At 53.0% G+C, this 15,035-nt stretch carries 10 protein-coding genes; 5 read left to right on the plus strand and 5 right to left on the minus strand.

The window, feature by feature from the left end; translation table 11 throughout:
- Nucleotides 1–21 precede the first annotated feature (21 nt).
- Genes msbA through kdsB form a run of 4 tightly spaced genes read left to right on the plus strand, consistent with a single transcriptional unit; the run spans nt 22 to nt 3,749 of the window.
- Nucleotides 22–1,773: a lipid A export permease/ATP-binding protein MsbA gene (gene msbA / locus CWE14_RS08320; protein WP_126798946.1), complete on the plus strand. Its 1,752-nt coding sequence runs from the start codon at nt 22–24 to the stop codon at nt 1,771–1,773.
- Nucleotides 1,770–2,801 (plus strand): tetraacyldisaccharide 4'-kinase, encoded by a 1,032-nt coding sequence (gene lpxK, locus CWE14_RS08325; protein ID WP_126798947.1) that lies wholly within the window; start codon nt 1,770–1,772, stop codon nt 2,799–2,801. The genes msbA and lpxK overlap by 4 nt, the downstream gene beginning before the upstream one ends.
- Nucleotides 2,791–2,991 carry a Trm112 family protein gene (locus tag CWE14_RS08330; protein ID WP_126787578.1) on the plus strand — a complete coding sequence of 67 codons (201 nt, stop codon included), beginning with the start codon at nt 2,791–2,793 and terminating at the stop codon, nt 2,989–2,991. The genes lpxK and CWE14_RS08330 overlap by 11 nt, the downstream gene beginning before the upstream one ends.
- Entirely contained in the window at nt 2,988–3,749 is a 762-nt protein-coding gene (gene kdsB, locus CWE14_RS08335; protein ID WP_126798948.1) for a 3-deoxy-manno-octulosonate cytidylyltransferase, read from the plus strand. The genes CWE14_RS08330 and kdsB overlap by 4 nt, the downstream gene beginning before the upstream one ends.
- Before the next feature lie 96 nt (nt 3,750–3,845).
- On the opposite strand, the gene CWE14_RS08340 is transcribed toward kdsB, so the two are convergent.
- From CWE14_RS08340 to CWE14_RS08355, 4 genes are all read right to left on the minus strand, one after another.
- Nucleotides 3,846–5,186 carry a KamA family radical SAM protein gene (locus tag CWE14_RS08340; RefSeq protein WP_126798949.1) on the minus strand — a complete coding sequence of 447 codons (1,341 nt, stop codon included), beginning with the start codon at nt 5,184–5,186 and terminating at the stop codon, nt 3,846–3,848.
- Nucleotides 5,187–5,275: 89 nt separating this feature from the next.
- On the minus strand, nt 5,276–8,317 hold the full coding sequence (locus CWE14_RS08345; protein ID WP_126798950.1) for an efflux RND transporter permease subunit: 3,042 nt from the start codon (nt 8,315–8,317) through the stop codon (nt 5,276–5,278).
- On the minus strand, nt 8,304–11,558 hold the full coding sequence (locus CWE14_RS08350) for an efflux RND transporter permease subunit (protein ID WP_126798951.1): 3,255 nt from the start codon (nt 11,556–11,558) through the stop codon (nt 8,304–8,306). The genes CWE14_RS08345 and CWE14_RS08350 overlap by 14 nt, the downstream gene beginning before the upstream one ends.
- Nucleotides 11,555–12,613 (minus strand): efflux RND transporter periplasmic adaptor subunit, encoded by a 1,059-nt coding sequence (locus tag CWE14_RS08355; protein ID WP_126798952.1) that lies wholly within the window; start codon nt 12,611–12,613, stop codon nt 11,555–11,557. Before CWE14_RS08355 ends, CWE14_RS08350 begins: the two co-directional genes overlap by 4 nt.
- A 268-nt stretch (nt 12,614–12,881) precedes the next feature.
- Between CWE14_RS08355 and CWE14_RS08360 the strand changes: the two genes are divergently transcribed.
- The gene (locus CWE14_RS08360; RefSeq protein ID WP_126798953.1) at nt 12,882–14,153 is read left to right on the plus strand and encodes an O-acetylhomoserine aminocarboxypropyltransferase/cysteine synthase family protein; all 1,272 of its coding nucleotides are present in this window, start codon (nt 12,882–12,884) and stop codon (nt 14,151–14,153) included.
- Here CWE14_RS08360 and CWE14_RS08365 read toward each other — a convergent pair.
- On the minus strand, nt 14,116–15,009 hold the full coding sequence (locus tag CWE14_RS08365) for a homoserine O-acetyltransferase/O-succinyltransferase family protein (protein ID WP_157981802.1): 894 nt from the start codon (nt 15,007–15,009) through the stop codon (nt 14,116–14,118). The genes CWE14_RS08360 and CWE14_RS08365 overlap by 38 nt on opposite strands.
- Between the last annotated feature and the right edge of the window lie 26 nt (nt 15,010–15,035).

Here is a 15,035-nt window from a genome sequence, read left to right on the forward strand (position 1 = left end):
TTTTTTATATATGGCAAATGCATGGATTCAAAAAAAGCAGTTCGACAACAAACATTCCGTCGCTTAGTAAAATACCTAAAGCCGTACAGACTGGCTTTTGCAGCAGCAGTTATCGGAATGATTGGGTATGCTGGCGTCGATACATTTTTCTTTTATCACATTGAAACCCTGATAGACGATGGGCTTGGTCAGAGTGACCCGACCATTCTTCTCTATGGTGCGTTATTTGTGCCTTTCGTGTTCCTGCTGCGGGGCTTCTTTAACTTTATTTCGACTTATTTTTTAAGTTATGTCGGCTTTCGTATTGTGACGGTTATGCGGCAACAGCTGTTTGAACATCTGATGCGGGTGCCGGTTTCTTATCACGATAAGGTCTCGACCGGCGAACTGATTTCAAAGATTACCTATGACACCCAGCAGTTGGCTGAAGCATGCAGCAAAGCGTTATTGACGCTAATACGTGACGGAGCCTTCGTCATCGGTCTGCTAGGCCTGATGGCCTACCACAGCTGGCAGTTGTCGATTGTATTCCTCTTGATTGGGCCGTTAATTGGCAAAGTCGTGTCTGTGGTTTCACGTCGTTTCCGTCAGGTGAGTAGCCGTATTCAGACCGCGATGGGTAACGTAACCACCACCGCCGAACAGATGATCAATGGGCATCAGGTAGTGGTGATGTTCGAAGGGCAGAAGCGTGAAGCTGAGCGTTTCGATGAGATAAATAACGTCACCCGTCAGCAGAACATGAAGTTGGTCAGCACCCGTGCTATCAGTACCTCTGTTATTCAGCTGATTGCATCGCTGAGCCTGTCGATGGTTCTTGTTATCGCCAGCTTACCCACCATGCTGGATGACCTCACGCCGGGTGCATTTACCGCCTTGCTGACCGCTATGATCATGTTGCTGCGTCCGCTTAAACAGCTGACCAATGTGAATGCCGATTTCCAGCGTGGTCTGGCGGCTGCAGCGAGTATTTTTGCGGTGCTCGATCAGAAAAAAGAAGTCGACACTGGCAAGCGGGTATTGGACCGTGCCCAGGGTGAGATCCATTTCAAAGACGTCACCTTTAGCTACCCTGATACCGAAGAGCCAGCACTTAAGAATGTCAGTTTTTCAGTCAAAGCTGGTCATAGCGTGGCTTTGGTAGGGCGATCCGGCAGCGGTAAGTCGACCATATCTTCATTGCTGACACGCTTTTATGACTATGAGACAGGCAGTATTGAACTGGACGGCCATGATATCCGCGAGTACACCTTAAAATCACTGCGTCGCCAGTTCGCCGTGGTGTCGCAAAGCGTTACTCTGTTTAACGATACCATTGCCAATAACATTGCCTACGGGGCTGCTGGTAATGTCAGTAAAGAGCGTATCGAAGAAGCCGTGCGCCTGGCCTATGTCAACGAATTTACCGATAGCCTGCCGAACGGGCTGGATACCATGGCGGGTGAGAATGGTGTCATGTTGTCCGGTGGACAACGGCAGCGTATTGCCATTGCCCGGGCGTTATTACGGGATGCGCCAGTACTTATTCTGGATGAGGCAACCTCGGCGTTGGATACCGAATCAGAACGTCATATCCAACAGGCGCTGGACAATTTGCAGCAAAACAGAACCTCGCTGGTGATTGCGCATCGCCTGTCGACTATCGAGAATGCGGACGAAATACTAGTGATGGAACATGGCCGGGTGATCGAACGTGGTACCCATGATGATCTTGTGAGTCAGGGCGGCGCCTACGCTCAACTTCACAATATGCAGTTTGGTGGTTTGGAGTGAGTGAGAAGGTAAACCGGCTTTGGTATAAGCGACATTTAAGTCCGTGGTTGTGGTGGTGTATCCCGCTAACCTGGTTTTTTATTGTAGTAAGTGGATTACGTCGTTTGCTGTTCCGTTTGCGTCTCAGAAAGACGTACCGGGCCGACGTGCCAGTGATTGTGATTGGCAATATCAGCGTCGGGGGGACAGGCAAGACGCCGCTGACGATGGCCCTGGTGGAACTACTACAGGCGAATGGTTTCAAGCCTGGCATCGTGTCCCGTGGGTATCGCGGCGAAGGACCTTTCCCGCAGCAGGTTAACGCTGACTCGAATCCGGCACAGGTGGGTGATGAACCTTATATGATGGCGGTTGTTACCGGCGTGCCGGTCGTGGTGGCGCCAAAACGTGCCGAGGCGGTAAAGATATTAACCGAGCAAAATGATGTCGATATCGTTTTAAGTGATGACGGTTTACAACATTATCGTCTTGGTCGGGATATTGAGCTTGCTGTGGTTGACGCGGCACGCGGCCTGGGGAATGGATGGCGAATGCCATGCGGACCTTTGCGCGAAGGCTGGCGACGGCTGAAACGAGCCGACCATGTACTGATTAACGGAGCAAAGGACACTGACCATGCGGCTAAAGTGTTGCCTAAGCTGGCTAAACATAAGCCGCCAGTCGCCATGCAAATTGCCGCGCAGGGCTGGCGACGGGTCACAGATGGCAGTGAAATAGAAACCCCGGATGGCGAATCAGTGGTTGCTGTGGCAGGCATTGGTAATCCAAAGCGCTTTTTTAATTTGCTCAGTGGCGAAGGGCTGGACATCATGGAAACGCGGGTGTTTGATGATCACCATCATTTTAGTGCCAGTGACTTCTTCAACGTCAGTAACCTATATCCGGTGGTTATGACGGAAAAGGACGCGGTGAAATGCCGTAGTTTTGCCCGACCGCATTGGTATTATCTGAAAGTGGCTGCGCAATTGCCTGAATCTTTTAATGCTGCGCTTATTCAACAGATACGAGGCCTTAACAATGACCATTAATGCGAATCTACTGGCTATTCTTGCCTGCCCATCCTGTAAAGGCAAACTGGTGTGGAATGCAGAGAAAACGGAGCTGGTGTGTCGTGGCGAGCAACTGGCGTACCCGGTAAACGAAGGGATCCCAGCCTTGCTTGCCGACGCGGCGCGTTCACTGAACAGCGAAGAAATGAAAAAGGTAGATAGTTTATGAGTTTTACCGTAGTTATCCCGGCACGTTACGACTCGTCCAGGTTACCTGGCAAGCCGCTGGCTGAGATAGCAGGCAAGCCGATGATCCAACATGTCTATGAGCGGGCGCTGGAAAGTGGTGCCGCTGAAGTGGTGGTCGCCACTGATGACAAACGGATTAAAGAGGCGGTAAAAGGTTTCGGTGGTCACGCTATGATGACCTCCACCGAGCATCGCTCAGGGACCGAAAGACTGGCTGAAGTGATTGAATTGCTGGCGCTGGCCGATGACGAAGTGGTGGTCAACGTGCAGGGCGATGAGCCCCAGATCCCGCCTGAGATTATTCGACAGGTGGCCGAAAACCTGGCGTCGCAGCGTAATGCGCCGATGGCGACACTGGCGGTACCGATGGAGTCGGTGGAAGATGTGTTTAACCCGAATACGGTCAAGGTAGTCCTCGATGGTAGTGGTTATGCGCTGTATTTTAGCCGCGCGCCGATTCCTTATGATCGCGAGCAATTTATGGCGAAGCCGGACTCTAACATTGAGTTAGCGGACCATTATCTGCGCCATATTGGTATTTACGCCTATCGTGCTGGTTTTATTCATCGCTATGCGGAATGGGACGCAAGCCCGGTCGAGAAACTTGAGTCACTGGAGCAATTGCGGGTGCTTTGGTACGGCGAACGTATTCATGTGGCCCAGGCGATCATTGAGCCACCAGCCGGGATCGACACACCGGATGATCTTGAGCGTATCAGACAGGCCTTCAGCAAGTAGCCTCTTAGTCATAACGATTTGCAAATGAAGCATAAAAAATGCCGCGCTCCATTGGAGTGCGGCATTTTTGTAGGGTTACCTTGCTAAATGAGCAGGCTAGCCCTGCATCGAATTGTACTCGTCCTGCCAGAAAAACTTCTCTTCGCCGAATGCTGGTTTCAGATCGTTAAGCCAGGTCGCAGTTTCATCGAACTTAGCAAAGAACGGGCGTTGGACCCAGTCCGGATTGCGCGCCTGAATAAAACGCAGGACGAAGACTTTTTCGCCGTGAATTTCACTCACACCCTGAATTTCCACTTTGCCGGGGCCTGCCGACATGGATGGGCCTCGTACAGTGCGGGCAAGGCCTGAAACCTGTTTATACGCATCACGGAAAATTTCCCAGGTGCGATACAAAGGCACTTCAAAATAGCGCTTAGCGCCAGTGTCACGTTCAATAAACATGTAATAAGGAACCATACCCAGGCGAACCTGTTCCTGCCACATCTGCGCCCAGGCATCCGGGTCGTTATTCAGGTTATTGAGCAGTGGCGCCTGGCAACGAATTTGCACACCGGTTGCACGCAGACGACGAATGGCTTCATGGCAGATTTCAGTTCCCATTTCCTGCGGGTGATTAAAATGCGCCATGAATGAGACATGCTTGCCAGCTTTTACCAATTTCTCAAGCAGTGCCAGCAGTTCTTCTGCATCGGGGTCGGTAACAAACCGGTATGGCCAGAATGTCAGCGATTTACTACCGATGCGGACCGTCTGCACATGATCAAAGCGTGACTCAGTGAGTGGTTCAAGGTATTCACGTAACTTTTTAGTCCGCATCACCATAGGGTCGCCGCCAGTCATCAGCAGGTCAGTGACTTCGCCGTGGGCAGCCAGGTAATTGTGCAACGACTCGGCGTCATTTGAATTCATCCGCATTGATTTGCCGACAAATTGCGCCCAGCGGAAGCAAAAGGTGCAGTAGGAATGACAGTACTGCCCCTGAGATGGGAAGAAGAGTACCGTTTCACGGTATTTGTGCTGCATACCGCGCAAAGGCTCGCCGTCGATGGTCGGCACGTTCATTTCAACCTGACCCGCCGGGTGCGGATTCATTTCCGCGCGCAACTGTTCCGCCAGTTCAAAAATTTCCTGCGTGCTGCCACCCTGTTTCATAAGATCCGCCATGCGGTCGTAAGCGCTAGGGTCGATCATTTCACGCTGCGGAAAAACCAGCTGAAAGACTGGGTCATTTGGAACTTTATCCCAGTCAATCAGTTCATTGAACACGTATTCGTTAACCCGAAAGGGCAATACGTTGGCAACCACTTTCATTTCAAACAGCATATCTTTTGGAATGTGCTGCAATGCCTCGATCTTGTCGAGCTGGCGATGCTGATACACCTTAAATTTGCGCGGCAGAAATTGTGGCGGTTGGATGTTAACTACTTGCTGCATAAATGCTTATCTTCCCCGTTTTTCGTTCGCGTAAGCGAAAGGATGATCCCGATAAAGGCGGCATAGTATACAGCAAACCGACCGGCATATCAGCCTTTGGCCGAAGCCCGTGCTCGCATTGGGCTAGCGCTGTATCGGACTACATTAATCCAGTGCGCGCGCCAGACTAAGAGTCGATGATAGGCGTGTGGCACGAAGTACAGACTGGTGAAGGTCGAAAACAGTAAGCCACTGATAATTGCGATGGCCATCGGTGCGTAGGGTGGTCCGTCGCCACCGATTTGGGTGGTGCCCAGAGCCAGCGGCAGTAACCCTAACACTGTGGTACTGACCGTCATCATGATTGGCCGCACTCGTTGGTCTGCTGCGGCAATAATCGCATCTTCCAGTGCTAATTCAGGATAGAGCTGATTGATCCTGTCGACCAGTACAATACCGTTGTTAACCACCACACCCATTAATATCAGCATGCCGATCATGACCATCATGTCGAGGGACGTCGAGGTTATCCATAGTCCCCAGAATACTCCCGCCATAGCCAGCAATAATGAGCCAATAACCGCGTTGGGCAGTAGCAAGGATTCAAACAAGGCAGCCATCACCAGATAAATCAGGCATAGCGCGAGTAACATATTGACCTGCATAACACTGCTGGTTTCTTCGAAATTACGAAATCCACCGTCCAGACTCCAGCGATAGCCATCTGGCAGGTGTACCTGTTCCAGCACCTCTGTTAACGCAACACTCGCCTCCTGCATAGTCATCTCATTGAGGTTGGCACCAATGCGAACTGCAGTTTCCCGGTTCACCCGTCGGATGTCGGTAAGTCTGGGTTGCAGTTCGATGTCGGCGACCTGTTGCAGGGTAATTGGCTGCCCTTGGTATTGATGCACCACCAGTTCGCGAATAGCGCTCAGAGAGGTCTCAAGTTCGCGGTCATAGGTGAGGCGGATACGCAGTTCACCGCTGGGGTCGTGACGAAACGAGCGCAACTGATCGCCTCTCAGTGCTGTGCTTAAAATGGCAGCCACCTCCTGGCTGGTGAGTCCCAGGCGGTGTAACTGCGAGGCTTGTAACCTGATTTGCAGTTCCTGCTGGGTACTTTCAGCCTCGGAGCGCACGTCGGTAAGCCCCTCGATAGCGGCCAGCAAAGGAATCAGCTCATCCGCCAGCGTTTGCAGTGTTGAGGTCGACGCGCCGGTCAGGGTGACACGGACTCCCTGATTGCTACTCTGCCAGCCAAACTGTGGTTCGCTGCGGACCAAGAGCGGCCAGTTTTCGCGTACCCGATTCTGGATCTCAGCCACTGACTGACTTCGCTCGGGATTGAGTAACAGCATCGAAAACGCGTGGCTGGTCGCAAAGTAGGAATAAACATGGTCGATTTCAAATGCCTCCTTATTCTCGTATAGATAGGCCTCCATGCGCGCAACTTCCTGGCGGATTTCGTCAAGCCGGTACTGCCCGTTGAGATGGTAGTTGAGAATAAGGCGGTCATTGTAGGCGACGTCTGCCTGGTCACTACTGGTCTGGCTGAAAGGAAACAGGCTGGCAAGTAGCACCAGCAGCATCGCGAGGCTGGTCACTCTTGGATGACGCTGACTCCAGCGCAAGGTGGACAAATAGAATGCCTTGACCCGGGCTTTACGGGGTTTTTCCTGCATCAGTCGCGAAGGAAGGCGACTAATTAGTAACGGAATTAATGTCTGTGAAACCAGAAGTGATGCCAGCAATGATATGCAAATGGCCACTGCAACATGTTCAAGAAGGACGGTAATTTCTATTTTGGCACCGAATACGGTGGGTAAAAAAACAATAGCAGTGGTCAGGGTGCCCGCAATCACGGCCAGCGCAACTTTGCTGATGCCACGCTCAGCGTCACCTTCCTGCTGAATACTTTCAGTGACCACCACTGCGTTGTCGACCAGCATACCAACCGCCAGCATCAGTCCCATCATCGACAGGATATTCAGGCTGTAGCCGAGCAAGTACATGGCGGCGAGGGTTAGGAAGATGGCGACCGGCACAGAGACCACAACAATCAGGGTGGTAATGGCATGGCGCAGATAGGCGTAGAGGACGATAATTGACAACAAAGCGCCGAGCAATCCGGCCCAGAGCAAATCATTTAGTGATGATTTAACGCTCGCGGCGGTGTCATCCATCAGCATCAGATCAATGTTGGCAAACTCGGGGTGCTGGCGCGCGGCTTCAACAACTTCCAGAGCGCGTGCAGACACGTCCACCAGATTCGCGGTCGATTCCTTGTACACGTTCATGCCAATTGCATAGGACTGATTAAAATGGCGGCCATCGCGACGACGGGGTAACTCGTAGTCGACATCGGCGACATCGCTCAGGCGCAACTGAGGGGTTAACTGCAGTGCCCGAATGTCGTCGAGGGACTCGAACTGGCCAACCGGATTGACCAGTATCCGCTGCTGACCGTCGTCAAGATAGCCAGCGGTAAGGGTGAAATTGGCTTGTTGCAGGCGCTGACGCAATAACGCGGGATCCACGTTCAGTGCCGCCATCTCGTCCCGGCGCAGGCGGATAACGATATCCCGTTTGTCGACACCATAGAGCTCAACCCGGGAGACCCCAGCAACTCGCTCCATGGGTCGCTTCAGTGTTCGTTCGAGCAGATCCCAGGCGTACTGCAGGTCGATCTCGCTGCTGATGCGGAGCTGAAACACCGGCATGTCGTCGGTGCTGAACTGAAATACAAACACGCGCTCGACGTCAGCTGGTAAAAGGTGGCGCACACTGTCTATCTGCTCCCGGACTTCAATATTTCGGGCATTGATATTTTCGTCCCAACGAAAGTCGAGCACAATATCGGTGCCATTTTCGCGCGAAAAGGAGCGCATTTCGACAATACCGCTCATGCCAGCCAGGGCTTCTTCGAGGGGGCGGGTAATGAGTCGTTCAACTTCCGCCGGGGAGGCGTCCGGGTAGGGCACCTGAATCATAATCTGCGGAATATCGACACCAGGGAATTTTTCCAATGGCAGCAGCCGGGTTGCCAGCATTCCGAGCACCAGCATGCTGAAAAACAACATGCAAACGGTGACCGGGCGACGCAGCGCCCAACGGGTTAAGACTGCTGACGCTGAGTTAGTGGATGACATCGTATTGCTCCCCGGTAGAAAATGACTTGCGGTCAAAAATTGCATAGAGCACAGGAATAAAAACCAGGGTCAGGATGCTGGCGAAGAGCAACCCGAAAATAACAGTAACAGCCATGGGACTGCGCATTTCCGCCCCCTCACCGGCACCGAGTGCGAGCGGTAACAAACCCAGAATGGTGGTTAAGGTGGTCATCATAATAGGGCGTAAGCGTTGTTCACCCGCTTGCTGAATGGCGGCCAGCCGGGCGACCCCCTGAGCACGTAACTGATTAATCCGATCCACCAGGACGATGGCGTTGTTAACCACAATGCCGGCCAACATGATCAAGCCAATAAAGACCACCACACTCAGGTAGGTGCCGGTGAGCCATAAGCCCAGCACGGAGCCTGCCGCGGCTAAAGGTACACTGAACATGATTAACAGGGGGTGAGCAAAACTTTCAAACTGAGAAGCCATGACCAGATACACCAGAAACACGGCCAGAGCCAAGGCCAGCATCAGGGATTTGTAAGCCTGTTGCTGACTTTCACTCTGTCCGCCTAAACGAGCGTCAACACCAGCAGGTAGGGTCAGCTCGCTCAGTATCTGTTGAATGCGCTCACTGGCCTGGCCTAAATCTCCACTGCTCAGGCTAGCGCTGACCAGGGCAACGCGTTGCTGCGCAACCCGGGTAATTTCGCCCGGCCCTGTGCTTTGGGTAATATCGGCCACCGCGCGCAGGGGTAATTCACGCTCAGCACCGGGGTTAATAATTAAGTTTTCGATAGCTTCGAGGCTGGTTCTGTCCTGTTCGGCCAGCCGCACCCGAATATCAATCTGACGGTCATCGAGGTTGTACTGCGTAGCAACCCGGCCACCGACCTGCAATGCCAGCAACTCGGCGACCTCGGCAGCCGTTAATCCAACCTGACTGAGTCGGGCATGGTCAAAGTGGACTTCCAGTTCGGGCTGTCCCGGGCGCAGGGTGGTTTGAATATCACTGAACTGAGCATGGCTACTGAGTGCCTTGCGCACCTGGTCGCTGGCTTGTGCCAGTTGTGACAGGTCGTAACCGGACAATTCGATCACCAGCGGCTGTTCAATACTAAAGAGTTCAGGTTGTGCAATGCGTCCGCTGACTCCGGGGTGGCGTTGTAGCGCCTCGCGCAGTTGCTGCTGAATATGCTGCTGTGCATCAGCCGCGGCGTCAGGTTGCAGGACCACTTGCAGACGACCCCAATAGTCGCCACCCTGACTTGCATCAGGGTTCAGCAGGCTGCCGATCCCGGCAATGCTATAGCTGTAGGCGATAGCGGGATCTGTCAGTTGCTCTTGCAAACTGGTCAGCACCGCATCTGTTTGGCTGATATGGCTACCGTGAGGAAGCTCGATATCAAAATAGAATTCATGTTGAGCCATGTCGGGCATCAGCTCACTACCCAGTTTTGGCGTTAATGCCAGGCAAAGGCCAGCAACCAGTACAACTAAGGCGGCAACAGACTTTGGTCGGTTTAGACTCGAACGTAGAATTGATTGGTAGCGGCCACTGCAAGCGTTAAACAGGTAATTGAAAGCTGCTAACAGAGGCTTGACCAATGCCTGGCTCAGGGCTGTTATGCCGCGACCGATAAAACGCAGCGCTGCAATGGCGTAAACTGGCAACCAGAAGCTAAATAGTCGCCATGGCAGGGTCAGCAACAGATAAGGTAGCCAGCGCCAGCCCCGTGGCCGTCTCACTGCAGCAGGGTCTGAGAAGCCAGCGGTCCCGGCACTGCCTGGCTGACGTGATGCGAGCATGGGAATAAGTGTGAGGGCTACCAATAATGAAGCGGCAAGGGCAAATGTAACCGTTAACGCCTGATCACGGAACAACTGGCCAGCAAGACCGACAACAAAAATTAGCGGCACAAAGACAGCCAGGGTGGTTAGTGTAGAGGCAGTAATCGCGGCGCTTACTTCGCGGGTGCCTTGCTCAGCGGCCTGCTCGACACTGTCGCCGGCTTCGCGGCGGCGGGCAATATTTTCAAGTACCACAATGGCATTGTCGACCAGAAGTCCAACCGCCAGTGCTATTCCGCCGAGTGACATAATATTGAGACTGACACTGGCTGCATGCATGAGCATAAAAGCGGCAATAACCGACACCGGAACAGCTAGCGAGACAATTATAGTCGGCCATAGTCGTTGCAGGAAAAAGTAGATAACCAGCATTGCCAGAAGGCCGCCAATCAGGGCATTATTCTTCACTTCGCTGACTGCGCTTTCAATGAATGTCGACTGATCGCTCACCAGCGTGAGCTGGTAACCACGGGGTAACTCCTGATTGATCAGGTCGAGACGCTGACGCACAGAACTTGCTACCGCTACGGTATTGGCGTCGCCTTCTTTGTAGAGTGATACTTCAACCGATTCGACTCCGTTCAGCCGAGTGATCGAGGTGCGATCTTTGGCCCCTGCGCTGACATTGGCGATATCTTTGAGCTGGACCAGACGGCCGTTGCGTGATGCGATGTAGAGCGATTCAATTTCTTCCAGACTACGGAACTGATTAAGTGTCCGTACCAGATAGTCATAGCGTTCAGTTTCGACCCGTCCACCAGCCTGATTCAGGTTTTCTTCGCGTAAGCGGCGAACCAGCGTATTCATATCGATATCCAGACGGGCCATGGCGGCCTGGTCAACCTGGACCTGAATTTCATCCTCGAGACCACCACCAAAACGCACTGACGCCACGCCTGGAGTAGATTCGAGCAAGCGTTTGAGATCATCGTCAGCGAAGGTGCGTAACGCGCGAAGTTGCTCGTTGGAGGCGTTCTCCTGCTGTTCTGGGGGTAAGGATAAGGCCAGTCGCATGATCGGGTCCATGGCCGGATTAAGGCGCAGAATAATGGGGCTGGGGGCATCCAGTGGCAACTGCACCATGTCCAGTTTCTCGCGCACATCAAGACCTGCCATATCCATGTCAGTGCCCCAGGCAAACTGCAGAACGACGTCCGACTGGCCAGCGCGGGCGATGGACGTTATGTCACTGATGCCACGAACGGTGCCGAGACTTTCTTCAATAGGACGGTTGATTAACTGTTCAATTTCGGCGGGTGCGGCGCCAGGGTAGTCAGTGCGTACGGTCAGGGTCGGGTAACTTAAATCGGGTAATAAAGTCACCGCAAGCCGGGACAGACTAACCATTCCGAAAAGCACTACCGCAACCGTAAACATAGCGATAGTGACAGGTCGCTTCACTGCGATGGATACCAGGCTCATAGATTTACACTCACGATACGGCTGTTGTCAGTTAAGTTGGTTTGGCCGGTTATTACCACCTGGCTGCCAGCGGCGAGACCATCCGTAATTTCGACCCATTCGCCGTCACGTAAACCTGGGGTTACCTGACGACGTTTAGCAAGGCCGTCTTCAATGACATAGACGTAGCTTTGACTGTCGAGACGTAGCAGAGCGTAATGTGGGATGCGCAATGTATCGTCGTGCTGCGCATAGTTGATTTGCGCACGTGCGAACATACCGCTCTTTAACTGGTGTTCAGGGTTATGAATTTGCACCGTAACGCGGAATGTTCCGGCGACACTGTCCACCGCTGGGCTGATCCGGGCGACTTCGCCAGTCACAGTGTCCGCGATACCCTGAAGCTGAAGTTCAACCCGCTGGCCATTACGGACCTTAGCCAGGTCGCGTTCAGGTACATGCAAGGTGGTTTCGAGCAGATCTAAATCAATAATATTGAACAGGCTGTGACGTTCATGCTGTTGAATCAAATTACCTGTTTTCGCATATCGGCTTGCGATGTAGCCACTAATGGGCGCGCGGATGGTAGCAGATTCGAGATCAATCTCGGTCAGCCGCAGGCGCGCTTTCAGCGTATCCCGATTGGCCTGCAAACGTTCTACCGCATCGGCACTGGCCAACTGCTGCTGCGCCATTTGCTGCAATCGTACTAATTCCTGCTCCACCCCACGTAGCTCTGCTGCAGCCTGCAGGCGAGCCTGTTCAAAGCGTTCGCTTTCCAGCGTCGCCAGGACCTGACCACGTTCTACAAAGTCACCTTCTTCAACCAGAATCTCCTCAATCACACCATTTACCCGTGCAACCACATCAGCTTCTTCGCGGGCTTCAAGTACCCCCGTGGTTGAAAAACGGGCATACAGGGTGGCGCGGTCTACCTCATGGGTTTCGACGGGTAGTGCGGGTGCCTGCTGTTCGCTGTCGAGGGCGGATGCGGTCGACGCATCAGAATTCTGACAGGCGCTGAGAAGTGGCAGGCAAAGCGCCAGTAATAGGGTTGGTAGTGGATAAGCTCGCATGGGAGGCTCCTGATAATCGGTTGTTGTTGACTTATTAACAACTAGAGCAAACCTTATGCCAGCGCGGAAACTTAAATTTTTCTCTTATAAAACAAATAGGTATGAAAGTTTGTTGGGAGTAAGGCGACTACATAGCTAACCAAGTTTTAGCGAGAATAACCAACAATTAGTCAGCCAGTAACTACTTGTTTTGCGGATATTAAATTTATTTGGACATTTAGACGTCTAGATGCTTATATAGGTAAAAACAAAATATGGAGAGAATTTTATGCGCCTTGAATCACTCGCTTTACACCATGGTTATCGACCTGAGGCACCGCAGCGTGCGGCAGCTGTACCAATTTACCAAAGCACTTCATTTACCTTTGACAATACTCAGCATGGCGCGGATTTATTTGATCTTAAGGTCGAAGGCAACATTTACTCGCGCATTATGAACCCAACGAATGCAGTCCTTGAGGAGCGGCTTGCCGCGATTGAAGGCGGCATCGCGGCACTCGCGCTGGGCTCCGGGATGGCGGCTATTACCTATACCATTCAGACCCTGGCCCGCGCGGGCGACAATATTGTGAGCATCAGTCAACTGTATGGTGGCACCTACAACCTGTTTGCGCATTCGTTACCACAGCAGGGAATCGATGTGCGTTTCGCCAGCCATGATGACTATGCTGGTCTTGAGACGTTGATCGACGAACGCACCAAGCTGCTGTTCTGTGAGTCGCTCGGCAACCCGGCGGGTAATATCGTTGATTTGCAGCGGCTGGCAGATATAGCGCATGCCCATGGCGTACCTCTGGTGGTTGACAATACGGTACCGACTCCGGTGCTTTGCCGGCCATTTGAGCATGGTGCTGACATTGTTATTCATTCACTGACCAAGTATATCGGCGGTCATGGCACCACGGTCGGTGGAGCGATTGTCGACGGTGGCCGTTTTGACTGGGCAGCTCACCCACAACGCTTTCCCCAATTGAATGAACCCGATCCTTCCTACCACGGCGTGGTCTATACCGAGGCGCTGGGTGACGCCGCATTTATCGGGCGCGCCCGGGTCGTTCCGTTGCGCAATACCGGGGCGGCATTGGCGGCGCAAAGTGCGTTTAATATTATGCAGGGACTGGAAACTCTGGCCTTGCGCATGGAACGTCATTGTCAAAATGCATTGGCGTTAGCAGGCTACTTGCAGGCTCACCCGAAGGTGAGCTGGGTCAACTATGCAGGATTGCCCGATAATCGTTACCATAGTCTGGCTCAGCGCTATTGCCAGGGGCAGGGGTCCGGTATTCTAACCTTTGGTGTGGAAGGCGGGCGCGAAGCGGGTGCCCGGTTTATTGATGCCTTGCAGATGATTCTGCGTCTGGTCAATATTGGTGATGCGAAATCACTTGCCTGCCACCCCGCTAGTACTACTCATCGTCAACTTGGGCCTGATGAACTTGCCCGGGCAGGCGTCAGTGAGGATCTGGTACGGCTTTCAGTGGGAATTGAACACATCGACGATATTATAGCGGACGTTGAGCAGGCATTAACTCAGGTCTGAGTCGCTGGCCAAGCATACTCAACCAGTTTCCCAACAGGTGCGCGCCGGCTTGCAGCCAGTCGGCCTGCGGCAATTGGCTGGGGTCATTATTAACGAAATACCCTTCAGGCATGGCAACCGTCATGCCTTTTTGCTGATCGCGCTGATATTCCCTGGCCAGGGTGTCGGCCTCGTATTCGACATGACCGAGTAGAAAAACATCCAGCCGACGCTCGTCGATAAACAGGGTGGGGCCCGTTTCTTCGGCGCTGAGCAGTGTTTTTAAGGCGGGCATGGGCAGGCTGGTGTCCGGCCTCGAGTAACGGGACTGTGGCAGCCGCACTGGGTCAGCCAGCGAGCGGGTGAGTGAGTGGGCTTCGACCCGCTGCGGGAACAGCCCGCTCAATTTGTCGGCACTACGCAGGGTAGCAATCTTATGCAGATGATGAAGAGCAGCATTGGCTGCCCAGCACGAATAAAAGCTGGGGATACCGCGCAGATGCAGATCACAGGTTAAGTGGGTGAAATCGGCCCAGTAACCGACCTGATTGTAATCAACTTGTCCTAACGGTGCGCCGGTGATGATTAGTGCATCTAACTGGCGAGCGGCCAGCATTGCTTCGACAGTCTGGTAATACTGCGCCATATACAGTGCGCTGGTATTTTGCGGCTGCCAATTGGTGAATTTTAATAGCGAAATATGCAGCGGCAAGGGGCTGTTTGCCTGCTGCAACAACCGCAGCCATTGCACTTCGGTTTCGGCTTTGTTTGGCATCAGGTTGAGCAAGCCAATTTTCAATTGCGCGCCGCTAATCGGGTGCGGGCTGACAAAAGGTTTGCAATGAGGTGGTGTCGGAAAGAGGGATAATACGGCCATAATCAGCATTCATGGGTGGTAAAGCT

The sequence above is a fragment of the Aliidiomarina soli genome (assembly GCF_003986975.1).
GTDB lineage: Bacteria > Pseudomonadota > Gammaproteobacteria > Enterobacterales > Alteromonadaceae > Aliidiomarina > Aliidiomarina soli.

Excerpts from the sequence above, each read along its gene's own strand:
- msbA (WP_126798946.1), top strand. The coding sequence starts at position 22 with ATGGATTCAAAAAAAGCAGTTCGACAACAAACATTCCGTCGCTTAGTA.
- CWE14_RS08330 (WP_126787578.1), top strand. The coding sequence starts at position 2,791 with ATGACCATTAATGCGAATCTACTGGCTATTCTTGCCTGCCCATCCTGT.
- kdsB (WP_126798948.1), top strand. The coding sequence starts at position 2,988 with ATGAGTTTTACCGTAGTTATCCCGGCACGTTACGACTCGTCCAGGTTA.
- CWE14_RS08340 (WP_126798949.1), bottom strand. The coding sequence starts at position 5,186 with ATGCAGCAAGTAGTTAACATCCAACCGCCACAATTTCTGCCGCGCAAA.
- CWE14_RS08345 (WP_126798950.1), bottom strand. The coding sequence starts at position 8,317 with ATGTCATCCACTAACTCAGCGTCAGCAGTCTTAACCCGTTGGGCGCTG.
- CWE14_RS08350 (WP_126798951.1), bottom strand. The coding sequence starts at position 11,558 with ATGAGCCTGGTATCCATCGCAGTGAAGCGACCTGTCACTATCGCTATG.
- CWE14_RS08355 (WP_126798952.1), bottom strand. The coding sequence starts at position 12,613 with ATGCGAGCTTATCCACTACCAACCCTATTACTGGCGCTTTGCCTGCCA.
- CWE14_RS08360 (WP_126798953.1), top strand. The coding sequence starts at position 12,882 with ATGCGCCTTGAATCACTCGCTTTACACCATGGTTATCGACCTGAGGCA.
- CWE14_RS08365 (WP_157981802.1), bottom strand. The coding sequence starts at position 15,009 with ATGGCCGTATTATCCCTCTTTCCGACACCACCTCATTGCAAACCTTTT.